Genomic DNA, 21,664 nt, shown 5'->3' with positions numbered 1-21,664 from the left:
AATCCCGCCGAAGAAAGGAAGTCCGATGAACCGTGCCCTGACCGCCGCGGCGGCGCTCACGCTCGGGGTGGCGGCGGTGACCGTCGCCGCCGCGCCACCGGCCGCCGCGGCCTGCGCGCTGACCTACTACTGCGGTTACCAAGGAGTCGACTACGCACCCAAGGAATGCGTTTGGTCCGGCAGTGACAGCAACTACAACCGGCCGCGGTCCTGCCTGCAGCTCAACGGGCTCCGGAACGGCTCGGCCAACGACATCATCAGCTCGTACCAGGACTGGGGCACCGGCACCTACAACTGCCTGCGGTCCTTCATGAACGCGAACTACTCGTCGGAGCTCTGGTTCACCACGAGCGAATTCGTCCACCCCGGCAACGGGCTGGTCAACTGGGTCGGCACGGCCGACAACGACAAGGCGTCGAGCCACTACTGGCAGAGCTGCTGAGGAAAGGACGACGATGAGCAAGAGAATCCAGGTCGCACTGGCGCTGGTCGCGCTCGGCGTTTCCGGTTGCGGCGTGGCCACGGGCGCGCCGACGGAGACGGGCGAGCCCTCGATCGACGCCCTCCCCGCGATCACGGCCTATTCCGACGTCGAGTTCCCGCTGGCCGCGTTCCGCACGCGACCCGACGAACAACTCACCCTGGGCCGGGCCTACGACCGGGCGGTCCAGGGCTGCCTGGCGCGGTACGGGATCGACTACCCGCTCCCCGAGCGGACCGCCACCCCGAACTTCGACCGGCCGATCGGCGTGATTTCGGCCGACGAGGCCGCCCGGTTCGGGTACAAGAGCCCGCACGCCGCCGACATCGCGGCAACGGACCGGGCGAAGGCCGCCGAGAAGACGCCGGACACCGTGACGCTGGGGGTGCTGAGCGGAGCGGGAAAGAGCACGGTCAACGGGGTGACGGTCCCGGTCGGCGGCTGCGCGGCCCAGGCGCAGCACGCGTTGGCGGAGCACAACCCGAGCCAGGAGAACCGGGTGATCGCCCTGGTTTCGGAGTCGTACACGAGGGCGGAGGCGGACAGCCGCGTCGTCGCCGCGTTCGGCCGTTGGCGCACCTGCATGAACGCGGCGGGTTTCGACTACCGCGACCCGTGGGCCGCCAACAACGACCCCGCGTTCGGCACCGGCGAGCCCACCGCGCAGGAGATCGCGACGGCCCGGGCGGATGTCGCCTGCCGCGTCCGGGAGAACGTCACGGGCACCTGGCTGGCGGTCATCATCGCCTACCAGAAGCGGCTGGTTTCCCAGCACCAGTCGGACCTGGACCGGTACCGGTCCGAAACCGAGACGCAGCTGAAGGCGGCGGCGCCGTTGCTGGGCCGGTGACGAGCTCATCGCCGGAGTCCGGGCGAGAAAGCGTTCCGAAAGCCGGGAGACAGCCGACGTCGGTCGAATGATCCGGTCACGTTGTTCCGAATCGAGGGGAAGGATCGACATGCGTCTTTCACGAAGGGCGGCGGCATCGGCCGCGGCCATCACGGCTCTGCTCGCGACGAGCCTGGCGACGCCCGCGACGGCGTCGGAGACGTCGACCGGCACTTGGCGTGCCTACGGCAACACCAACCCGATCACGTCGAGCGCCAGCACGTGGCGGTGCACCACCACGAAGGACTTCGACACCGGCATCAAGGCGCAGGCGTGCGCGATCAGGTCGACGGACCACCGCAGCGTCCAGGCGGCGGTGATCGTGCGCAACAACCGCTCCAGCGTCTACCGGATCAAGGCGCTGCCCGACCTGTACTCCGCGGTTTCCGGCTTCCCGCTGGGCAACTGGGTGTGCGCCCGGTCGGGCGTCGGCGCGAACTCGTGGTCGGTCTGCTTCGGGAAGACGCTCGTCAGCACGGACCGGGTGCTGGCACAGGGCGACGTCACCGACGAAGTGATCAACTACCTGTCCCTCGGCACGACCGCGAGCGTCTGAGGCACTGACGCGGGACTCGAGCCACGGCCGCAGCGGAAGGTGCGGCCGTGGCTCGAAGCGCTACGCCCTGGGTCAGCCGGTGGCCGTTCTGGTGATCGCGGCGAACCGGGCCTGGCCTTCTTGGCCGATGTCGGGCACCCGAGCCACGCACAGCGCACCGGCCACGCTGAACGCGGCGAGGCAGGCGAACATGGTGAAGAACCCGCCCGCCGCGAGGAGTGCCGGGGCCACGAACGGCACCACCGCGACGGGCAGCGTGCTCGCGATGTTGAGCACCGCGAAGTCCTTGCCCGCCGAGCCGGGGTCGGGCAGCACGCGCAAGCAGAGCGCGAAGTCCGTGGCCAAGAAAGCGCCGTAACCCAGCGACATGACCGCCGTGCCGAGGTACACCACCGGAACGCTCGGCGAGAGCGCCACCAGGACCAGTCCGGCGGCGAGCACTAGGCCGCCGGTGAACACGAACGGCTTCTGCCGCCGGATCCGGTCGGACAGCCAGCCGGTCAGCCAGGCCGTGACGGCGACGCACGCGATGCCGATCAGGGTCAGCAGGAAGATCATGCCCGGGACCGCGGCGGCCGGGACGGCGAACCGCTGCGTGAACACGAAGGCCAGGTAACTGTTCGACGCCCAGGCCGCGGTGATCAGGAAGCGCACCGCCCACGCCCAGCCGAAGGCGGGGTGCCTGCGCGGGCTGACCCAGTACGACCGCAGGATGATCGCCAAGCTGAGCCGCGGTTCGGCCGCCGGGATCCGGTGGCGGGGATCGCGCACGAGCAGGACGGCCATGAGCACGCCCGCGGCGCTCAGCACGCCGACCACACCCCACTGCAGCCAGGGAATCGCCGGCAGGACGCTCACCACGGCGAAACCCACGGCGGGCCCGGCCAGTGCCACGAACGCCACCACACCCGACGCCACCCCGCGCCGCTCCGGGGCCACCTGGTCGGCGGCGAGCGCCGCGCTCGCGGCGAGCTGGACCATGACCAGGGCCGTGATGAGGGCCCAGCCGAGTGCCACCTGCCAGACCTCGGTCGTCCAGCCCATCACCGCGAGCAGGATCGCCGCGCCGAGACCGCCGGTGAGGATCCACGTGCGGCGCCGGCCGAACCGGGCGGCCGTCCGGTCGCTGATCCGCCCGCCGAGCGGGTTCGCCAGCAGCCCCACCACGCCGCCGATGCCGGTCACCAGGCTGAACGCCGACGTCGCGCCGGCGCCGGCGATCGCGGTGAGGTGGGTGATCAGCAGCAGGTTCATCGGCACCGCGATGCTGATGTACCCGGCGGCGTTCGTGCCGACCAGTGCGCCGATGAGCCGCCCCTGAGCGGTGGCCGAACCGGCGGTGGACGTCCCGGCGGTCGGCGCGACCGCGTCGGGGATCACCGTCGGCCTGCCGAGGCTTCGACGACCTCGAGGATCGCGTCGCGCACGACCGCGGGATTCTCCTGCGGGATGAGGTGCCCGGTGCCCTCGACGACGACCGCCCGCCCGTTCGGCACGGCGGCCATGAGCTCGGCCGCGACCCGGTTGAACCGCGGGCGCGCCCGGGACATCCCGCGGTCGATCCGCCCGGCCTGCAGGCAGATCGTCGGGACGTCCGGGGTTCCGGCGGCCTGGAGCCGTCGCATCGTCGCCAGCGCCGGGACCACCTGAGCCGCTTCGCGGCGCGCGGCGCGCATCGCCCGGGCGCACGCGTAGTCGCGCGTGATGATGTCCACATCGGACGCCGCGATGGCGCGGGACACGTGCGGCACGGTCAGTTTCACGACCAGCTTCCGCCCGCCCAGGCGCGCGAGCACGGCCAGCACCCCGAAGGACCAGGACAGGATGTGCGTGCCGCGGCCGCTCACGACCTCGGCGACGGTCGCGTCGACGAAGACCAGGCCCGCGACGCGGTGCGGGTGGCGCTCGGCGAACAGCCGGATGACCGGCCCGCCCCAGCTGTGCCCGACCAGGACGACGGGCCGGGTCTCCCCGAGACCGTCGAGGAGACCGGTGAGGTCGTCCGCGATCCGCTCGATCGTGCGGTCGTGCGGGTCCGGATCGCTGCCGCCGTAGCCCGCCCGGTCGTAGGACACCGTGCGGGTGCGCGCGGCGATCTCGCGCTGGGTGTGCACCCACGACGCGGCCGGGGCGCTCATCCCGGCCTCGAACACGACCAGCGGCCCGTCCCCCTCACCGGCGGTGACGGCTCGCAGCCGCCGCCCGTCGGGCAGCGCGACGGACTTCTCGGTCAGCCCGGGACCCGGATCGAGGTGGCTCGTTTTCATCGGGCGCTGCCTTTCACTCATCCCAGCAGGACGGATGGACGTCGGTCCACAGAGCGGAAGTTTCGAGCTGGGCGGCGAGCGCGAGCAGCGACGCGTCGTCGCGGCGGCGTCCGACGAGCTGCACGCCGTACGGAAGCCCGTCACCGTCCACATGCGACGGCAAGGCCACCGCGGGCTGACCGGTCCAGTTGGCCCACGGCGTCGGGGCCGACCAAGCCAGCATCGCGTCGGCGATCCCCGCCACCCCACCGGCCTCGAAGTGCCCGAGCGGCACCGGCGGCCCGTTCGTCACCGGGGTCAGTGCGACGTCGAAGCCCGCCAAGGCCGTCAGGAAGGCGCTTGCGTAGTGGGCCAGCACCCGGTTCGCCGCGAAGAGGTCCGCTCCGGAAAGCGCTTCCCCTTCGGCGCACAGGTACCGGGTGTACGGCAGGAGCTGTTCCCGCCGACCGGGCGGAACCAGCGACCGCACCGCGGCGTGGACGGAGGCGGCGAAGTGCGTGCGCAGCGCCGAGCGCACCGGATCGTCACACCTGGCCGGGATCCGCACCTCCCGCACGTCATGCCCCAGCTCCTGGAGCCGGGTCGCCGTGCGTTCTACGGCGCGGACCACCTCCGGATGCTGCCGAGCACCGCCGAAGCCCGGGTCCGTCCACACGGCGACGCGCAGCGGCCGCGCGGGTAGCCGCTCGACGGCGTCGGCGAAGTTGTCGTCCGGCCGCCAGCCGTCCGGATCGCCGTTCCAGGGCCGCGCCATCACGTCCAGCAGCAGCGCCGCGTCCCCGACGGTCCGGGCGATGGGGCCTTCGATCGTCGTGCCGGCCAAGGACGTCAGCGGCACCGACGAGCTGAGCAGCCCCCGGCTCGGCTTCACACCGACGAGGTGGCAGGTCGCCGCGGGTGTGCGGGTCGACCCGGCCCCGTCGCCCGCGTGGGCCAGCGGCAGCAGCCCCGCGGCGACCGCGGCGGCCGCGCCTGCGCTGGAACCGCTCGCGTACCGCGTCGGGTCGTACGGGGTGACGGTCGGCCGCCCGGTCACGGCGGTGTCGGTGAAGCAGGTGGCGCCGAACTCCGCGGTGGTGGTCTTGCCGACGAGGACCGCACCGGCTTGGCGCAGCAACCCGACCGTCCAGGTATCGGCTTGCGGGCGGAACTCCGCCAGGGCGGCGGAGCCGAAGGTCGTCCGCAGTCCCGCGGCCGGGTACAGGTCCTTGATGCCCAAGGGAAGTCCCAGCAGGGGCGCCGACTCCCCGCGGGCGATGCGGTGGTCCGCGCGAGCGGCTTCGTCGAGGGCGAGGTCCGGCGCGACGGTGGTGAACGCGCCGAGTCCGCCATCGAACTTCTCGATGCGGCCCAGGTAGTGCTCCGTCAGCTCCCGGGAGCTGACGTCGCCCGCGCGCAGAGCCGCGAGTTGGGCCACGGCGGAAAGTTCGTACGGTTCGCTCACGGCGCCACCGTGGTCCCGGTCAGCACCCTGTGCGCCAGGGCGGCGAGGGCGTCGAGGTACTCCGGCGTCAGCGGTTGCCGCCCCAGCATCCGGCGGTGCATCAGCGGCCCCTCGATCAGATCGCCGACGAGGGACAGGTCCGGCGGTTCGCCGATCTCGCCGCGCCGCACGGCCCGGGTGATGGCGTCGCGCAGTGGTTCGCCGCGGCCCTCGGCCATCCTCCGGAAATTCAGCTCGGCGTCGGGGTCCCGGTGCAGATCGGCGACGAGCCCCATGAGCCCGTCGATCCAGGACGAGGACCAGGAAGCCGCGAAGTCCTCGACGATCGCCCGCAGGTCCGAGCGGAGGGTCCCGGTGTCGGGATCCGAAACGGGAGGCAGGTGCCGGGCGAGCACGTCGACGACGAGCTGCGCCTTGCTCGTCCACCGCCGGTAGACGTCGGTGCGGTGGGCGTGGGCGCGCGCCGCGACCTCGGTCAGCTTCAGCGCGTCGTAGCCCTCGCTCTGCAGCAGCGACCACGCGGCCGCGGTGAGCCGCTCCTCGAGATCGGGGTCTCGGCGACGACCGGCCATACCGCCTCCATTACGCTACAAGTTGTAGTGAAATGGAGAGTAGGCGCCTTCCGAGCGCGGCGCAAGAAATAGCCCCGGGTAGTCCCGTCAGGTCGCCGGGCGCAGGCGCCGTACCTTCGCCGGGCCGTCGATCGCGCCGCGGGCGATGCGGCTGGCCAGCTCCTCGAGGCGCTCCTCCGTGGTGCGATCCGCCGGTTGGTACACCACGACCCGGATGCGGGGGTTCTCCTCGAGCAGCATCGTCGTGGTGCGCACGGACAGGTTGCCGACGTGCAGCGAGCGGCGGCTTCGGAGCGCACAGCCCCCACCGATTTCCCGCAATCAACGGAAGAAAGGCAGCCACCCGTGATCAAGATGGTCATCACGCTGAAGCGCCGGAAGGACATGACCCACGAGGAATTCACCCACTACCAGCGAAAGATCCATCGGCCGCTGCTGATGTCGATCCCCGAGTCGGAGCGCTACATCCGCCGGTTCGTCGTGTCCTACCCGGTCGCCGCACCCCGGTACCCCGAACCGGAGTACGACTCGGTGGTCGAGGCCTGGTTCGACAGCATGGCCGATCTCGAAGCCCTGTTCTTCAGCGACAACTTCCTGAAGATCGTCGACCCGGACCACGAGAACTTCATCGATCTCTCGAACTTCGGGCGGATCATCTGCGAAGAGGACGTGGTCGTCGACCGCGGCTAGTCACGGACACCGACGGGGTCGCCTCAGCCGAGCCGGGCGGCCCCGTCGGCATCCGCCTCGTCCGCGCCGAGAATCCCCAGAATTTCGGCCAATGTGGACAGCTGTTCCGAGCTGAGTGGACTGAACAGCTCTTCCGCCGCCCGTTCGTAGCCGGCCGTCCACTCCTGCGCCAGCGCGGCTCCTTGCGCGGTCACGCGGAGGAACACCGACCGGCGGTCGTCCGCGCTGGCCTGGCGCTCGAGCAGTCCGTCGCGGACGAGCGCCTCCACGAGAGACGACGCGGTCCCCTGGGTGATGCCGATCGCGAGCGCGAGTTCGGTGACCCGGACGGGCTGTGACCGGGCCACCTCGACCACCAGCCGGGACCTCGGCGTCGACACGCCGTGCTCGCCCAGCCGCTCGTCGAAGCGCCGCACGAGGACCTTCGCCGCACGGCTGAACTCGTCCGCGACCTGCGCCGCGGTCACGCTTTTCCTCGCTCCGGCCATCGCCACCTCTTCCTTGACACCCCATCCTACGGCAGGTTACATAGACGTCGATACATCGACGCCAAACTATTCGATGCCAATGCGTTCGGCGAGACCGCGCGCGAGGAGTGGAAGCATGAAGATCTTCGTCACCGGCGGCAGTGGTTTCGTCGGCAACGCGCTCGTCCACCGTCTGGTCGCCGAAGGACACGAGGTCTTGGCGCTCGCCAGGTCGGACTCGAGCGTCCAGCGCGTGCGTGCGGCCGGCGCCGACCCCGTTCTCGGTGATCTCGCCGACCTCTCCCAGGCCCAGGCGCCGTCCTGGGTCGCCCGGCTGCGGGAGGTCGACGCGGTGGTGCACGTCGCCGCCCGCATGGAGTTCTGGGGACCCGACTCGCTCTTCGAACAGGCCAATCACGTGCCGACGGTGGCCCTGCACGCGGCGAGCGTCGCGGCCGGGGTGCGGCGCTTCGTGCTCGTCAGTGCCGCGTCCGTCTCCACGGGCAGTCAGCGTCGTCCGGTCGTCGACGAGTCGACGCCGGAAGGCCGGGCGAACATCGCCTACAGCCGGGTCAAGCTGGCCACCGAACGCGCACTGGCGAACGCCCGCGGCGGGAACACCGAACTGGTGGTGCTCCGGCCGCCGTTCATCTGGGGCCGCGGCATGGCGACGCTCGACGAACTGACCGAAGTCGCCGAGGCCGGCCGGTTCTCCTGGATCGACCACGGCAAGCACATCGTCGACTTCGTCCACGTCGCGAACCTGGTCAGCTCGATCGTCCTCGCGCTCACGCGGGGCCGCCACGGGGGCGTCTACTACGTCACCGACGGCACCCCGATGCCGATCCGGGACTTTCTCACTCCCCTGCTGGCCGCCCGCGGCGTGGACCTGTCCGAGAGCCGCAGCGTCCCCATGGCGATCGCGGCGCCGGTGGCGGCCGTGATGGAGCGCGCCGCACGCCTGCTCCGCCGCAAGTCGGCGCCCCCGTTGACGAACTGGCTCGTGAGCTGGACCGGCCGTGACCGTTCCTACGACATCACCGCCGCGAGGACCGAGCTGGGTTACTCCCCCGACGTGCCGCTGGAGAAGGGCTTGGCGGAGATGCGTTCGTAGCGTGACTACGGCCGGAAAGCCGGCGGACAGTGTTCCGAAAGGGAGGTGCCGTTACCTGGTCGGTGCCGTCGGTCCGAGGGGGACCGGCGGGCGGACGGGAAAGGGGGCCGAGGTCGTGCCCGACGGATATTCCGTGCACCTCGAGGAGTTCAAGCAGGCGCTCGAGGACCACGTCGACAAGGCGGTCGACCACTTCAGCGAGGGGGCCGACCGGCTGCGGCCGCTCCAGAGCCTCGACCCCGGCGCCCTTCTCGGTGCCGACCCGGCGGGCCTGAACGGTGCTTTCGCCATGCGCTGCTTCGGCGTGCAGAGCCTCATTTCGCAGGCACACGACCAGCTGCGGGACTCGCTGAAGGCGCTGAGCGACGCGCTGTGGGAGGCCTACCGCGTCTATTCCACCACCGAGCAGCAGCACGCCGAGCGGCTGCACTCGATCAGGCGGGACTGAGCCGTGGGGACCACCAACGATCCACGCCACTTCGACGGCCTCGCGCTGGAGTTCTTCGAAAACGACGGTCAGCGGCTGCTGGCCGATGTCGCCAACTGGGCCGACCTGTGCACGGCGCCCCGCGACTCCCCCGTCCGGCACCCCGGATCCGGGATCGACAACCACGTCCCCGACCAGGATCCGGAGGTGTACCACAACTTCCCGGGGCTGGCAGACAACCGGCCGGGCAACCTGCCGATGCCGGGCCTGACCATCGACCACTTCTTCTACGCCGCCCGGGCGCTCTCCGGCCCGGACCTGCCGGCGTTCGCCGCCGACGCCGCCGCCCACCGGCTGCTCGGCGACGGGCTGGTGAACATCACCACCAACCTCACCCACCAGCCGGGCGACCCGAACGACCCCCACAGCCCGGCCAGACAGTCGAGCGGCGGGCAGATGGGCCTGCACGACGCGCTGGACCACCTCTTCGACCACTGGTCCGGGCCCGCGAAGGAGAAGTGCGTCGAGTACGCCGGGTCGGTCTACGACTTCATGACCAACCAGCAGGAGATCATCGCCGGAGCCGCCGACGCGCTGCTGGCGTACTGCAGCATCATCCTCGGAGCGCGGAAGAAGCTGATCAACCTGATGGGCGGGTTCGTCGCCGCCATGCAGGCGAAGGAAGCCGAGGACGCGTCGAAGTCCACCGGATTCCCCTGGGGCCTCCTGATCGGCGTGGTCGCCACCGTGGCGACCGGCGGGTTCGGGCTGGTCGCCGCGGTCGGCACCGAAGCGCTCGTCGCCGCGGTGGCGTCCCCGTTGCTCGGGGTGGCGGGGAGCGTGGCCGGCGCGGTGTTGACCGGCCAGAACAGCATCACCCCCGACGACTACGCGGCCGCCGCGCACGATTACCTCACCAAGGCCGACGAGATCCTGAATGACGCGCGCGAGGGCATCCTCGCCGTCACTCAGTCGTACTCGGGCATGGAGGCGGCCTACCAGCTGCCGCCACCGCCGCCGTTGACGAAGGCGCAGTTCGACGCCGACCACGACCAGCTCGAGCCGGACGCCGACTGATCAGCCCGCCGCCTCCACGGCCGCGAGCTGCTCGAAGTGCCGTCCGTAGTCGACCGCGACGACCGGGTTGCGGGCGACCAGGGCGTCCAGTTCCGCGCGCAGTTCCCGCGCCCGCCCGGTGTTCCCGAGCAGGACGTGGGCCCGGGTCAGGTCGCACAGCGCACCGCACTCCAGCGCGCTCGAACCGACCTCCCGGGCGATCTGGACCGCGGCGTCGAGGCTGCACGCGGCTTCGGCGTGGCGGCCCAGGCCGAGCAGGGCGCGGCCGTGCCCGTGCCGGGCCTCGCCGATCTCCCAGGTCGCCTGTTCCTCTTCGCAGATCGCCAGCGCGCGTTCGGCGTGGACCAGGGCTTCGGCCGGGCGCCCGACGTTGACCAGGATGTCGCCGAGCACGCCGTTCGCGGCGGCCACGCTGATCGGGTTGCCGGACCGCGGGGCCAGCTCCAGCGACTGGTACGCGGCCCGCAGGGCCTCCTCGTGGCGGTCGAGCGCGGTGTAGGCCGTGGCGAGGTTGAACAGGCAGATCGACTCGCCGTCCACCGAGGACAGTTCGCGCCACGCCGCCAGCGCGGCCTCGAACTCGGCGAGTGCCGGTTCCAGGTCGCCGGTGCAGCGCAGGGCCAGGCCCAGCCCGTTGCGCATCCAGGCCTCGCCGACCCGGTCGCCGGAGCGCACCGCCGCGGCCAGCCCGGTCCGGTGCGTCTCGATGAATAGCTCGCACTCGCCGCACATGAGGAACACGTGGGCCATCGGGCGGGCGATCTGCCAGGCCTGCCGGTCCAGTCCGGTCTCGTACGCCTTCGCGATGGCCTGGACGAGGTTGGCCTGCTCGGCCAGGACCCACTCGGCCGATTCGTCGGTCCCGGCGAAGTGTTCGACGGCCGGGCCGTCCGCTCCTTCCGGCGCGAGGTACGGCCGGGACGCGTCGAACGCGTTGACCGCGCACGCGGCGTACCAGTCCAGCAGCCGCGTGGTCGCCGCCTCCGCTTCCTCGTCGGCCGCGACCAGCCCGGCCGCGTAGTCGCGCAGCAGGTCGTGCAGGTCCCAGCGGTCGGGCCGCCGCTGCTCGGCCAGGTGCGCGACGGCGAGCTGATGCAGCAGGCGGCGGGCCTCGGGCGGGTCCACCGCGGCCAGCGCGGCCGCCGAGCGCACCGAGATGCCGCCGATGGGGTGCAGCCCGAGCAGGCGGAACAGCCGGGCCGCCGGACCGGGCAGCGCGGCGTAGGAGTACGCGAACAGGGCGCCGAGGTCGCTTTCTTCACCGTCGTCGAGGGTGAAGCCGCGCAGCCCGGTGTCTTCGTCGAACTCGGCGACGACCTTCTCCAGCGACCGGCCCGCCTGCCGGTTGACCCGCTCGCCGAGGATGCGGATGGCCAGCGGCAGCCCGGCGCACAGCTCGAGCGCGCGGCGCCACGCGGCCGTCCCGGGCAGGGCGACGGCGCCGGTGAGCAGCCCGCCGAGCAACGCGCCGCCGTCGCGCTCCCCGAAGGGCCGGAGGGTCACCGGCCGCGCGCCGTGCCGGGTGATCAGGCCGCCGAGCCGGCGGCGGCTGGTGACCAGCACGAGGCAGCCGGGGCCGGGCAGCAGCGGCCGGACCTGGGCGGAGTCCCTGGCGTCGTCCAGCACCACCAGGAAGCGGCGGCCCGCGGTGCGCGACCGCCAGAGCGCGGCCCGGTCGTCGAGCACGCCGGGCACCTCCTCACCGGCCACGCCGATCGCCCGCAGCAACCGGGTGAGCAGCACCCCGGGATCGGCGGGGGCCACCGGCCCGAACCCGGCCAGCTCCAGGAACAGCTGCCCGTCCGGGAACTCCCCGGCGACCTGGTGCGCGAAGTGGACGGCGAGGGCGGACCTGCCGACGCCCGCCGCCCCTTCGAGCAGCGCGACGGCCGTGTCCGTCGCGGGCGGGACCAGCGCTCGCAGCTGGGCCAGCTCGCGGTCGCGGGCCGTGAAGCCGCTGACGTCGGCGGGCAGCTGCCGCGGCACCACCGGTTCCGGGCCGGCGGACCGGTCGAGCGCGGGGTCGGCGGTGATGACCGACTGGCGCACGGCCCGCAGCCCGGGACCGGGGACCAGCCCGAGCTCGTCGTCGAGGGCGGCGCGCACGCGGTCGAACACGGCCAGCGCGTCGGCCTGCCGTCCTTCCCGGTAGAGGGCGACCATCAGCTGTTCGTGCACGCGTTCGCGCATCGGGTGCCGTGCGCCGAGCTCGGTCAGCTCCGCCACCAGACGGCGGCTCTGGCCCAGCGCGAGCAGCGCGTCCGCGCGGGCTTCCCGCACCGCGAGAGCTTCCTCGCGCAGCGCGGTCACGACGTCCCGCCGCAGCACCTCGGACTCCACGTTGGACAGCGGCTCGCCCGACCATTCGGCGAGCGCCGCGTCGAACGCGGCCACGGCGTCGGCGTGTTCGCCCCGGTCCGCCGCCGCCCAGCCACGCGCGGCGGCGGCGCGGAACCGGGTCAGGTCGACGGCGTCGTCGGCCACGGCCAGCCGGTAGCCGCCCTGCTCGGTCCGCAGCACGTCCGCTGTGCCGAGCGCGCGGCGGAGGCGGGAGACGTAGGTCTGGATGGCCGCGCGGGCGTTGCGCGGGCCGTCGTCGTCCCAGAGCCAGCGGGTCAGCTGGGCGACGCTCACCCGCTGGCCGGGGTGGGTCAGCAGCCCGGCCAGCACCACCCTCGGCCGTTCCCCGTCCGTCGGCACGACGGTGCCGTCCGCGATCGCTTCCACCGGCCCCAGTACCCGAAACCCCATCCCCATGACGTGCAGTATCGCGAGCAGCTGACGGTTTCGCGACCACTCTTCGCCAGCGGTTTTCGACCGTGTAACGCCTCGACGCTTCGGGGACACTGCGGTGAGCGGCCCGGAAACCTTCCGGGCGAAACGCGAGGCGTGCCGATGACCGAGCCACTCCCGTTCGTGGGCCGGGCCGCGGTGCTGGCCGAGGCCGGAGCCGTGGTGGCGGGCGCGCGGGCCGGGCACGGCGGGCTGGTGCTGCTGACCGGCGCGGGCGGCGCCGGGAAGACCCGGATCGCGGCGGAGATCGCCGCGTCGGCGCCGGATTTCCGCACGGTGTGGGTGTGGTGCGACGCCGCGACCGCGCTCGGGCCCTGGGCACAGGTGTTGCGGGACCTGGTGGCAGCCGACGTCCACGGCGGCCGGGTCGCGCAGGCGTCGCCGGAGCTGCGCGCGGTGGTGACGGGCCGGGCCGGGGACGGCGCCGCCGACCCGGAGGAAGCCCGGCGGCGGCTCGCCCGCGACGTCTCCGCGGCTTTGCGGGCGGGTTCGGCGGAGACTCCGCTGCTGGTGGTCCTGGACGACGTCCACGAAGCCGATGCCTCGTCCTTGCGGCTGCTGGCCGAGACGGCCGCGACGGTCCGCACCGCCCGGGTCGTCGTCGTGGCGACCGCGCGCGACGACGACCGTGCCTGGCTGGGCCGGACGCAGGCGCGGGCGGACCTGCTCGGCCGGGCCCTCTGCCTGCCGGTCGGCCCGCTGACCGGGGACGACGTCGCCGCGCTCGTCGCGGCGGCCGCCGGGCGCCCGGCCACCGACGCGGAGGTCCGCGCGATGGTCGCCCGGACCGGCGGTGAGGCCTTCTTCGTCACCGAGCTCGTGCGCCACGGCACGGACGGGCCCGTGCCCGCCTCGGTGCGCGCGGTCGTCCACGCCCGGACCGCGGCGCTGCCGGAAGCCTGCGCGCACGCCCTCGCCGCGGCCTCGGTGCTGGGCGTGCGGTTCCGGCTCGACGTCCTGGCCGAGCTCATCGGGACCGGACTGGCCGACGTCCGCGCGGTGCTGGGCGACGCGGCCGCGTTCCTCGGCTCGCTCGAGGCGGGTTCCGCCACGTTCCGCCACCAGCTGCTGCGGGACGCGCTGTACGACGCCATCCCGCCGGCCGAGCGCGCCGGGCTGCACGCCGCGGCGGCCGCGGTCCTCGTCCGCCACGCCGAACGCGGCCGTGACGCGGGCCCGGCCCAGGTGGCCCACCACTTCCTGCGCGCGGGCCCGGAACACGCCTCCGACGCCGCCCGGTACGCCCGGCTCGCCGGAGACCACGCCGCCGAGCTGCTGGCCTACGACGACGCCGTCAGCTGGTACGAGCGCAGCCGCGAGATCGGCGGGGACGAACCCGGCTTGCTGGTCGCGTCCGGCACCGCCCGGCTCGGCGCGGGCGACCGGACGGGCGCGCGAGCCGACTTCCTCGCCGCCGCCGAACGCGCCGCCTCGCCCGGCCTCTTGGCCCGCGCCGCCCTCGGCTTGGGCTCGGGCGCGTCCGGCATCGAGGTCGACCTGCTCGACCACGAGCAGATCGACCTGCTGGAGCGGGCCCGGGCGGCGCTGCCGCCCGGCGACTCCGCGCTGCGGGCCGCCGTCACCGCGCGGCTTTCGGTCGCCACCACGCTGCTCGAACCGGACGAGCGACGGCTCGCGTTGGCCGAAGAAGCAGTCGACATCGCCCGCCGCGTCGGCGATCCGGCCGCACTGGCCCAGGCCCAGGCGGCGATGTGCGACGCGAAGCCGGGACCCGCGCACTGCGCGGACCGGCTCGCCTGGGCGGGCGAAGTGGTCGACCTGGCGCGGCGGCTGCGGGATCCGAAGCTGGAGCTGCTCGGGCGACGGCTGCGGCTGGTGGCGCTGCTGGAGACCGGCGGGACGGCCGACACCGAGATCCTCGCCTTCGAACGGACCGCCGCGGTGCTGGACCAGCCGTTCTACCTCTGGTACGGGCCGCTGTGGCGAGGCATGCGGGCGCTGTTGGAGGGCCGGTACGACGACTGCCGGGCCGCGCTCGCCCGCGTCGAGGAACTGGCCGGGGAATCCGGCAGCGCGAACGCCCTGATGCTCGCCCAGACCCAGCGGTGGTGCCTGCTCGCCGAAATCGGTGACCGCGAAGGGGTCCAGCGCGTGATCGCGCAGGTGGCGCTCGACGAGCTGCCCGGAATCTGGCCCCGGGTCTCCGTGGCGCTGGTCGCCGCGCAGCTCGGCCGCTTCGAGGAGGCGCGCGACCGGCTGTCGGCGGTCGCGCCGCGGCTGGGCACGGCACCCCGCGACTCCGAGTGGCTGCCGATGCTGGCCCAGGCCGCCGAGACGATCGCGCTGGCCGGCCCGCACCCGGTCGCCCGCGCGGTCTACGACTGGCTTCTCCCCTACGCGGACCAGTTCGTCGTCGAGGGCTTCGGCGCGGCGATCCGCGGGCCGGTGCACCGGCACCTCGCGCTGCTCGCCGAAGCCCTGGGTGAACCGGCCGCCGCACACCGGGCCCGCGCTCTCGAAGCAGCCGAAGCGATCGGCGCGACCGCGCTCGTGGCCACGATCGAGGTGGAGTCCGGGGCGGCGCCGGTCGCCGCCGACGACGCGTTCTCCCGGGACGGCGAGCTGTGGGTGCTCCGGTTCGCCGGCCGCGAGGTCCGGCTCGCCGACGCGAAGGGTCTGCGGGACCTGGCGCGGCTGCTCGCCCGTCCCGGGGTCGCCGTCCCTGCCGTCGAGCTGGCGTCGCCCGGTGGCGCGCCTGTCCAGGGCGACCTCGGTGAGGTCGTCGACGCGACTGCTCGCACGGCCTACCGGAACCGGCTGCGGGAGCTGGCGGCGCTCGCCGACGCCGCGGACGCCACCGGCGACGCGGCCGGGTCGGCGCGGGTCGCCGACGAGCGGGAAGCGTTGCTGGCGCAGCTGTCCGCCGCGTACGGACTGGGCGGGCGGCCACGGCGGGTGGGCTCGCCTGCCGAGCGGGCGCGGACCGCGGTGACCGCCCGCATCCGCGCGACCATCGACCGGATCGGCAAGGCCCATCCCGACCTGGGCCGGCACCTGCGCGCCGCCGTCCGCACCGGGACGCTCTGCGTGTACGAACCCGAGACACCGCACACCTGGCGAACCTGACCTCACATCGTGCGGCCGGATCTCACGCCTGCCGGGTGAGACCGATCCACGACGAGGAGGAAGCCATGCCGCGCACCACCAAAGCCGAAGCCAGCCTGTCGCTCGACGAGCCGGAGATCGAAGGCCGCTACGTCGAACTCGGCGAGTACACCGTCGCCTACGAGACGCACAAGGCCGACCTGGACCCGGCGCCGTTGTTCCGCGGCCTGCCGGGCGATCGCTGCCAGTGCCCGCACTGGGGCACGGTCGTCAGTGGGAAGATCGTCTTCCGCTACGCCGACCACGACGAGGTCTACCAGGCCGGCGACACCTACTACGGCGCGCCCGGCCACGTGCCGCTGCTCTTCGCGGGCACCGAGCTGGTCGAGTTCAGCCCGACCGCCGCACTGAACGCCACCATGGCCGTCATCGGCCGCAACATGGCCGACGCGAAGGCGAGGTGACCGCCGTGTACCTGGCCGCCTACCACTTCGACGGCGCGGCGGAAGAGCTGCTGCCCGCCTACGACAAGTTCGTCGCGACGATCCCGCCCGGACAGCTCCTGCTGCACACGTGTGTGAAGCGCGAAGGCGGGATCACGATCTTCGACGGCTGCCCGAGTGAAGCGGACTTCACCGCGTTCAGCACCGATCCCGGCTTCGCGGCCGCGATCGCCGACGCCGGACTGCCCCCGGCCCGGATCGAGCCGCTCGGCGAGGTCCACGCGGCGCACGGCGGGGTGTCGCCGTGACCGACCTGTCCACTCTGGACGCCACGGCGCAGGCCGAGCTGGTCCGCGGCGGTGAGCTCACCGCCGCGGACCTGGCGGAGGCCGCGATCGAGCGCATCGAGCGGCTCAACCCCATCCTCAACGCCGTCGTGACGCCGATGTTCGACCACGCACGCGAAGCCGCGCCCGGTCCCTTCGCCGGAGTTCCGTTCCTGCTCAAGGATCTCGTCGCCGAGGTACCCGGGGTTCGCTTCACCGAGGGCTCGGTTTTCTTGCGGGACAACGTCTCCACGTACGAGTCCGAGCTGGTGCGGCGGCTGCGCCGAGCCGGGCTGGTGCTGCTCGGCAAGACCAACACCCCGGAGTTCGGCCTGGTCCCGGCGTGCGAACCGGTGCTGCACGGGCCGACCCGCAACCCGTGGGCCCCGGACCGCTCGACGAGCGGATCGAGCGGCGGATCGGCGGCCGCGGTGGCGGCGGGCCTGGTCCCGATGGCGCACGGCAACGACCTGGGCGGCTCGCTGCGGTTCCCGGCATCGGCGTGCGGACTGTTCGGCCTCAAGCCGACGCGAGCCCGGGTACCGCTCGGCCCGGAGTACGGCGACGTCCTCAGCGGATGGGCCTGCGAACACGCACTCACGCGTTCGGTCCGCGACAGCGCAGCACTGCTGGACGCCATCTCGGGCCCGGCACCGGGCGACCCGTACCCGGCCCCGGCGCCCGCCCGCCCGTTCGCGGCCGAGGTAGGCGCCGACCCGGGACGGTTGCGGATCGCGTTCAGCCCTCGGCTGCCGGACGGTTCACTCGGTCACCCGGACTGCGTCGCCGCGCTGGAGGACGCCGTCGCACTGTGCGCGTCGCTGGGTCACGACCTGGTCGAAGCCGACCTGCCTGGCCTGACCCCGGCGGTCGGCGACGCGATCGGCACGGCGTTCAACGCGGCGACGGCGTGGATCGTGGGGTACTGGATCCGCAAGCTGGGCCGCCGCCCCGGCCCCGGCGAGCTGGAGCCGTTGACCCGGGCGTACTGGGAAGCCGGGCAGCGCGTGAGCGCAGCGGACTACCTCCTGGCAATCGAGGACCTGCAGGCGTTTTCTCGTGTGGTCGCGGAGTTCTTGGCCGGGTTCGACGCGTGGCTGACCCCGACGATGTCGACCCCACCGGCCCGCGTCGGCGAGATCACGTCGATGCCGGAGGAGCCGCTGCGGGCACTCGAGCGCGGCGCACCGACGGTCGCGTACCCGGCGGTGGTCGCGAACATCACGGGCAACCCGGCGATGTCGGTTCCGTTGTGGCGCAATGAAGAGGGTTTACCGATCGGAGTTCACTTCCTCGGCCGATTCGGCGACGAGGCCACGCTGTTCCGGCTGGCGGGTCAGCTCGAAGCCGCCCGGCCGTGGCCGCTCATCGCCCCCGAACCGTCCTTTCCAGTGGCTGACGTCCGGCGGTTCGGCTTCGAACTCGGCTGACCCGTGGGGCGCACGCCCATCGGCATGAGCGCGCGTTGCCGGTGGACTTTGCTGTCAGCATGGTGGAAAGGGCCGCAAAATCGGGGTGCGAGGCCGGGCTCGCTTGGGCAAGGTGAAAGCGTGGACATTCTTCGTGACGTGGCGTGGCGGCACGCCGCGGGGATGGTGCGCCCGGAAGACCTGCCGACGGCCGCGGCGGCGGCCCTGGCGCGGGGTGTTGACTCGCCGGCGCTGCGAGAGCTGGCGGGGCTCGGCAAGGGATCGGCAACGACGGAAATAGCGGATCTCCACCGGGATGCATTGGCCGAGCTGGGTATCACGAGCCCTGGTCGACGGGAGGCTGTTCGGTGGTGGTTGCGTGAGCTGGCCGAGGAGCTGGTCCAGGGCAAGCTCACGGTCGCCGAGCTCGCGCGCAAGATCGTGCCTGGGGAAGAGTGGATGACCGAGGACGAGTTTCGCTTCGCGCATCTGGGCTACTACTGGCAGGACATGGTCGATCTGATTTCGGCTCCGCAGGTCCGCTCCGCTGAGATCGACTTGCTCGACGCGGCCAGGGCGATCTTGCACAGCCCTTGAGATGAGCCCACCTGCTCAGCATTCGGATGGGCTCGATCGGGACTGGGCTTGAGCACCGCGGGCGTACCGTCCCGCCATCGACGTCGCAGAATGACCGAGACACGCCACTCTCGAATGGCTCACCGAGCGCGAGTCCCACCGGGCAGCGAGACCGACGTCGGTCACAGCTTCTTGAGCCGCCGCCGGTTGACCGTCAGCACCTCGTCCGACAAATCCGGCGCGGCGTCGGCCACCGCCCGGGACAGAAGCAGCGCGCCGACCATCTGGCTGAACAGCGCCACCGCGCGCTCGCGGGCCTCGGCGGGAGTGAGTTCGGTGCCCGACTGGCGTGCGCGGTCGAGCAGCATCTCGGTGATGGTGGTGAAATAGCCGTCCAGCCCGCGCCGGTATTCGGCCTGGGCGGCGGCGCCGTGGCGGCCCGCGTCGGAGACGAGGGCGGCTGACGCGCAGCCGATCTCGGGGTGGTCGCGGTGCTCGGCGTTGAGGTACTCGTCGACCATGTCGTGCAGGGCCGCGCGCGCCGAACGGGGATGCCCTTCGCGGATCGCGTCGAGCGCCCCGAGCGAGTCGGTGAAGCCCTGGTGGAGGACTTCGAGAGCGAGGTCGTCCTTCGAGGCGAAGTGGTTGTAGAACCCGCCGTGCGTCATGCCGGCCGACTTCATCAGCTCCTCGATGCCGATGCCGTCGATGCCGCGCAGCCGGAATCCCGCGCCGGCCGCGTTGACGATCTTCTCGTGGTTGAGCCGCTTCTGCTCTTGCGTGATGCGGGGCACGTCCACCACCTCTCTGACGAGCTCGCTACCGATGATACCCATCATCAAACCGAGTGTCCACGGACGAGCCCCGCTTGACAGTTAATGATGACGATGGCAATCATTAGTTATGATGATGCACGTCATTGAAGACTAAGGGGACGATCGTGAACTTCGGAACCATCGGCGCCGGGGCGGTCGCGCAGGCGATCGCGGGCCACCTCGTGGCGGCCGGCCACAAGGTGACGCTCAGCAACAGCCGCGGCCCGGACACCCTGCTCGACGTCGTGACCCGGCTGGGGCCGCTCGCGAGCGCGGGCACGGTCGCGGAAGCGGCCGCCGCCGACCTGGTCTTCCTCGCCGTGCCGTGGCCCCAGGTCGGCGACGCCCTGGCCGGGCTGCCCGAGTGGGACGGCCGCATCCTGGTCGACACCACCAACTACTTCGAGTCGATGCGGCCGGCCCTCACCGACCTCGGGGTGGAGACGGCGAGCGAGTTCGTCGCCGATCGTGCGCCGGGCGCGCGCGTGGTCAAGGCCTTCAACACCCTCTACGCCCAGTACATCGCCGCCGATCCCCGGCACGCGGCAGGACGGCAGCTGCTCTTCTACGCCGGTGACGACCAGGCCGCCAAGGCGGATTTCCACACGGTCGCCGACGCCCTCGGATTCGCGCCGGTCGACGCCGGGACGCTGCGCGAGGGCGGCCGCCTGATGCAGGTCGGCGGGCCGCTCTCGGCGCTGCACGCCCTGAGGCAGGACTGAAGCCGTGAAGGCGCTCACCTACGAGAAAGCGCACACACTCGACGCGTTCGCCATCACCCTGACCGAAGTCGCCGAATCTCGGCTGCGCGACGGTGACCTGCTGGTCGAAGTCCGGGCGATCGGCATCAACCCGGGCGAAGCCGCGATCCGGCGGACACGCAGCGTCGAACCCGGCGGGCGAGTCGTCCTCGGCTGGGAATTCGCCGGGGTCGTCGCCGCGGCCGGGCCCGCGGCCACCGGGTTCGCGGCTGGGGACCGGGTGCTGGGCACCGGTGACTTCACCCGCGACGGCAGCTGGGCCGAGCGCGTCGCGGTCGACCACCGCGTGGTGGCCAAGATCCCGGACCGGCTCGCGTTCACCGACGCCGCGTCGCTGCCCATCGGCGTCCTCACGGCCTGGGAATCGCTGTTCCGCGACCAGGACGCGCTGCCGCCCGGTGTCGGCTGCGTGCTCGTCGTCGGCGGAGCCGGCGGTGTCGGGTCGATGGCCACGCAACTGCTCAAGGTCACGACACCGGCGTTCGTGATCAGCACGGCCTCGCGGCCCGAGTCACGGGAGTGGGCGACGGCGATGGGTGCCGACCTGGTCGTCGACCACCACGGCGACCTGGCCGGACAGCTCCGCACGGCGGGGATCGACCACGTCGACCTGGTGTTCTCGACCTCGGGCACCAGCGGCCACCTGGGGACGATCGCCGAGGTGCTGCGCCCCTTCGGTCACCTGGCCGCCATCGACCTCGCCGGCCCCTTCGACGCGGGGGCCTTGACGGGCAAATCGCTGTCACTGCACAGCGAGATGGTGTTCAGCAAGATCGTGGCCGGCGGTGACGTCGGCAGCCAGGGCCGGATCCTCGCCCGGGCGGCGGACGACGTCGAGGCGGGCCGCCTCCGCCCGATCGCCACCACCGTGCTCGAGGGCCTGACCGCCGAAAGCATGAAGACAGCGCACGCCCTCGCCGAGAGCGGCCGGACCATCGGGAAGACCGTGATCCAGGTGGCCGGCTGAAGCCGGTCAACGCGTGAAAACCACCCCCGACGAAAGGAATTCCCTGATATGACAACGAATCTGCTCGACGGCGAGTACGTCCCCAGTGCCGACCCGACGACCCGCGACCAGGTCGAGCTCTACGAGCGCACCGACGGCCGCGAAGGCGCGACGATGGGGGGTGGCCCGGTGGTCGTGGTGACCATGCGGGGCGCCCGTTCGGGCAAGCTGCGCAAGGTCGCCCTGATGCGCATCGAGCGTGACGGCGTCTACGCCATCGGCGCGGCGGCCGGCGGCCAGGCCCGCAATCCGGCCTGGTTCCACAACCTCGTGGCGCACCCGACGGTGCAGTTGCAGGACGGCCCCGATCGCCGGTTGATGACCGCCCGGGTGGCCGAGGGTGCGGAGCGGGAGAACTGGCTGGCCTACACCGACGAGCTCTACCCGTTCTTCGCCGGCCTTCGCGCCCGGGCCGTCGAGGAAGGCAACCGCGAGGTGCCGCTGATCCTGCTCGAACCGGCCGAGAGCTGACCGTCGCTCGGCTG

Annotated in this window: 23 protein-coding genes; 15 read left to right on the top strand and 8 right to left on the bottom strand. The window is 72.4% G+C overall.

Features of this window, described 5'->3' with window-relative positions; genetic code table 11:
• Positions 1–25 precede the first annotated feature (25 nt).
• The 3 genes from QP939_RS34970 (at position 26) to QP939_RS34960 (ending at position 1,926) form a co-directional block, all read left to right on the top strand.
• The gene (locus QP939_RS34970; protein WP_285450594.1) at positions 26–442 is read left to right on the top strand and encodes a hypothetical protein; all 417 of its coding nucleotides are present in this window, start codon (positions 26–28) and stop codon (positions 440–442) included.
• Between the two features lie 13 nt (positions 443–455).
• Positions 456–1,331, top strand: a complete 876-nt coding sequence (locus tag QP939_RS34965) for a hypothetical protein (RefSeq protein WP_285450593.1) — start codon at positions 456–458, stop codon at positions 1,329–1,331.
• A 109-nt stretch (positions 1,332–1,440) separates the two neighbouring features.
• Positions 1,441–1,926 (top strand): hypothetical protein, encoded by a 486-nt coding sequence (locus tag QP939_RS34960; protein WP_285450592.1) that lies wholly within the window; start codon positions 1,441–1,443, stop codon positions 1,924–1,926.
• Positions 1,927–1,998: 72 nt separating this feature from the next.
• On the opposite strand, the gene QP939_RS34955 is transcribed toward QP939_RS34960, so the two are convergent.
• The 5 genes from QP939_RS34955 to QP939_RS34935 all read right to left on the bottom strand — a co-directional run bounded on the left by QP939_RS34955 (position 1,999) and on the right by QP939_RS34935 (position 6,530).
• Positions 1,999–3,306 carry an MFS transporter gene (locus tag QP939_RS34955; protein ID WP_285450591.1) on the bottom strand — a complete coding sequence of 436 codons (1,308 nt, stop codon included), beginning with the start codon at positions 3,304–3,306 and terminating at the stop codon, positions 1,999–2,001.
• On the bottom strand, positions 3,303–4,193 hold the full coding sequence (locus QP939_RS34950; protein WP_285450590.1) for an alpha/beta fold hydrolase: 891 nt from the start codon (positions 4,191–4,193) through the stop codon (positions 3,303–3,305). The genes QP939_RS34955 and QP939_RS34950 overlap by 4 nt, the downstream gene beginning before the upstream one ends.
• Positions 4,194–4,206: 13 nt before the next feature.
• Complete coding sequence (locus QP939_RS34945) at positions 4,207–5,637, bottom strand: amidase (RefSeq protein ID WP_285450589.1); 1,431 nt, start codon at positions 5,635–5,637, stop codon at positions 4,207–4,209.
• The gene (locus QP939_RS34940) at positions 5,634–6,209 is read right to left on the bottom strand and encodes a TetR/AcrR family transcriptional regulator (protein WP_285450587.1); all 576 of its coding nucleotides are present in this window, start codon (positions 6,207–6,209) and stop codon (positions 5,634–5,636) included. The genes QP939_RS34945 and QP939_RS34940 overlap by 4 nt, the downstream gene beginning before the upstream one ends.
• Before the next feature lie 87 nt (positions 6,210–6,296).
• Positions 6,297–6,530, bottom strand: a complete 234-nt coding sequence (locus QP939_RS34935) for a hypothetical protein (RefSeq protein WP_285450585.1) — start codon at positions 6,528–6,530, stop codon at positions 6,297–6,299.
• Between the two features lie 33 nt (positions 6,531–6,563).
• On the opposite strand from QP939_RS34935, the gene QP939_RS34930 reads away from it, so the two are divergent.
• Complete coding sequence (locus QP939_RS34930) at positions 6,564–6,899, top strand: EthD domain-containing protein (protein WP_285459917.1); 336 nt, start codon at positions 6,564–6,566, stop codon at positions 6,897–6,899.
• Between the two features lie 23 nt (positions 6,900–6,922).
• On the opposite strand, the gene QP939_RS34925 is transcribed toward QP939_RS34930, so the two are convergent.
• Complete coding sequence (locus QP939_RS34925; protein ID WP_285450584.1) at positions 6,923–7,366, bottom strand: MarR family winged helix-turn-helix transcriptional regulator; 444 nt, start codon at positions 7,364–7,366, stop codon at positions 6,923–6,925.
• Positions 7,367–7,502: 136 nt separating this feature from the next.
• Here QP939_RS34925 and QP939_RS34920 point away from each other — a divergent pair, with 136 nt between their 5' ends.
• The 3 genes from QP939_RS34920 (at position 7,503) to QP939_RS34910 (ending at position 9,984) form a co-directional block, all read left to right on the top strand.
• Entirely contained in the window at positions 7,503–8,480 is a 978-nt protein-coding gene (locus tag QP939_RS34920; protein ID WP_285450583.1) for an NAD-dependent epimerase/dehydratase family protein, read from the top strand.
• A 115-nt stretch (positions 8,481–8,595) separates the two neighbouring features.
• On the top strand, positions 8,596–8,928 hold the full coding sequence (locus QP939_RS34915; RefSeq protein ID WP_285450582.1) for a hypothetical protein: 333 nt from the start codon (positions 8,596–8,598) through the stop codon (positions 8,926–8,928).
• A gap of 3 nt (positions 8,929–8,931) precedes the next feature.
• On the top strand, positions 8,932–9,984 hold the full coding sequence (locus QP939_RS34910) for a hypothetical protein (protein ID WP_285450581.1): 1,053 nt from the start codon (positions 8,932–8,934) through the stop codon (positions 9,982–9,984).
• Here QP939_RS34910 and QP939_RS34905 read toward each other — a convergent pair whose 3' ends face one another.
• Entirely contained in the window at positions 9,985–12,741 is a 2,757-nt protein-coding gene (locus QP939_RS34905; protein WP_285450580.1) for an AfsR/SARP family transcriptional regulator, read from the bottom strand.
• A gap of 138 nt (positions 12,742–12,879) precedes the next feature.
• On the opposite strand from QP939_RS34905, the gene QP939_RS34900 reads away from it, so the two are divergent.
• The 5 genes from QP939_RS34900 to QP939_RS34880 all read left to right on the top strand — a co-directional run bounded on the left by QP939_RS34900 (position 12,880) and on the right by QP939_RS34880 (position 18,618).
• Positions 12,880–15,864 carry an AAA family ATPase gene (locus tag QP939_RS34900; RefSeq protein ID WP_285450579.1) on the top strand — a complete coding sequence of 995 codons (2,985 nt, stop codon included), beginning with the start codon at positions 12,880–12,882 and terminating at the stop codon, positions 15,862–15,864.
• A gap of 65 nt (positions 15,865–15,929) precedes the next feature.
• Positions 15,930–16,307 carry a cupin domain-containing protein gene (locus QP939_RS34895; protein WP_285450577.1) on the top strand — a complete coding sequence of 126 codons (378 nt, stop codon included), beginning with the start codon at positions 15,930–15,932 and terminating at the stop codon, positions 16,305–16,307.
• On the top strand, positions 16,304–16,594 hold the full coding sequence (locus tag QP939_RS34890) for a hypothetical protein (protein WP_285450575.1): 291 nt from the start codon (positions 16,304–16,306) through the stop codon (positions 16,592–16,594). The genes QP939_RS34895 and QP939_RS34890 overlap by 4 nt, the downstream gene beginning before the upstream one ends.
• Complete coding sequence (locus tag QP939_RS34885) at positions 16,591–18,042, top strand: amidase (protein WP_285450573.1); 1,452 nt, start codon at positions 16,591–16,593, stop codon at positions 18,040–18,042. Before QP939_RS34890 ends, QP939_RS34885 begins: the two co-directional genes overlap by 4 nt.
• Positions 18,043–18,162: 120 nt before the next feature.
• The gene (locus tag QP939_RS34880; protein WP_285450572.1) at positions 18,163–18,618 is read left to right on the top strand and encodes a hypothetical protein; all 456 of its coding nucleotides are present in this window, start codon (positions 18,163–18,165) and stop codon (positions 18,616–18,618) included.
• Positions 18,619–18,779: 161 nt separating this feature from the next.
• Here QP939_RS34880 and QP939_RS34875 read toward each other — a convergent pair whose 3' ends face one another.
• Complete coding sequence (locus tag QP939_RS34875; RefSeq protein ID WP_285450571.1) at positions 18,780–19,391, bottom strand: TetR/AcrR family transcriptional regulator; 612 nt, start codon at positions 19,389–19,391, stop codon at positions 18,780–18,782.
• 146 nt (positions 19,392–19,537) lie between these two features.
• Here QP939_RS34875 and QP939_RS34870 point away from each other — a divergent pair, with 146 nt between their 5' ends.
• Genes QP939_RS34870 through QP939_RS34860 form a run of 3 tightly spaced genes read left to right on the top strand, consistent with a single transcriptional unit; the run spans position 19,538 to position 21,650 of the window.
• Positions 19,538–20,134, top strand: coding sequence for an NADPH-dependent F420 reductase (locus QP939_RS34870; RefSeq protein ID WP_285450570.1), 597 nt, complete (start codon positions 19,538–19,540; stop codon positions 20,132–20,134).
• A 4-nt stretch (positions 20,135–20,138) separates the two neighbouring features.
• A complete protein-coding gene (locus tag QP939_RS34865) occupies positions 20,139–21,140 on the top strand; it encodes an alcohol dehydrogenase catalytic domain-containing protein (RefSeq protein ID WP_285450569.1) in 1,002 nt (333 codons plus the stop codon).
• 48 nt (positions 21,141–21,188) lie between these two features.
• The gene (locus QP939_RS34860) at positions 21,189–21,650 is read left to right on the top strand and encodes a nitroreductase/quinone reductase family protein (protein WP_285450568.1); all 462 of its coding nucleotides are present in this window, start codon (positions 21,189–21,191) and stop codon (positions 21,648–21,650) included.
• The last annotated feature ends 14 nt before the right edge of the window (positions 21,651–21,664 follow it).

This window comes from Amycolatopsis nalaikhensis (assembly GCF_030264295.1).
Classification (GTDB): domain Bacteria; phylum Actinomycetota; class Actinomycetes; order Mycobacteriales; family Pseudonocardiaceae; genus Amycolatopsis; species Amycolatopsis nalaikhensis.
Note: the sequence above shows the minus strand (reverse complement) of the source record. Positions and strands in the feature narration are given on the sequence as shown.

Bases quoted from the DNA above. Each gene is read 5' to 3' on its own strand.
- QP939_RS34970 (WP_285450594.1), top strand. From the start codon at position 26: ATGAACCGTGCCCTGACCGCCGCGGCGGCGCTCACGCTCGGGGTGGCG.
- QP939_RS34965 (WP_285450593.1), top strand. From the start codon at position 456: ATGAGCAAGAGAATCCAGGTCGCACTGGCGCTGGTCGCGCTCGGCGTT.
- QP939_RS34960 (WP_285450592.1), top strand. From the start codon at position 1,441: ATGCGTCTTTCACGAAGGGCGGCGGCATCGGCCGCGGCCATCACGGCT.
- QP939_RS34950 (WP_285450590.1), bottom strand. From the start codon at position 4,193: ATGAAAACGAGCCACCTCGATCCGGGTCCCGGGCTGACCGAGAAGTCC.
- QP939_RS34940 (WP_285450587.1), bottom strand. From the start codon at position 6,209: ATGGCCGGTCGTCGCCGAGACCCCGATCTCGAGGAGCGGCTCACCGCG.
- QP939_RS34930 (WP_285459917.1), top strand. From the start codon at position 6,564: ATGGTCATCACGCTGAAGCGCCGGAAGGACATGACCCACGAGGAATTC.
- QP939_RS34920 (WP_285450583.1), top strand. From the start codon at position 7,503: ATGAAGATCTTCGTCACCGGCGGCAGTGGTTTCGTCGGCAACGCGCTC.
- QP939_RS34905 (WP_285450580.1), bottom strand. From the start codon at position 12,741: ATGGGGATGGGGTTTCGGGTACTGGGGCCGGTGGAAGCGATCGCGGAC.
- QP939_RS34900 (WP_285450579.1), top strand. From the start codon at position 12,880: ATGACCGAGCCACTCCCGTTCGTGGGCCGGGCCGCGGTGCTGGCCGAG.
- QP939_RS34895 (WP_285450577.1), top strand. From the start codon at position 15,930: ATGCCGCGCACCACCAAAGCCGAAGCCAGCCTGTCGCTCGACGAGCCG.
- QP939_RS34860 (WP_285450568.1), top strand. From the start codon at position 21,189: ATGACAACGAATCTGCTCGACGGCGAGTACGTCCCCAGTGCCGACCCG.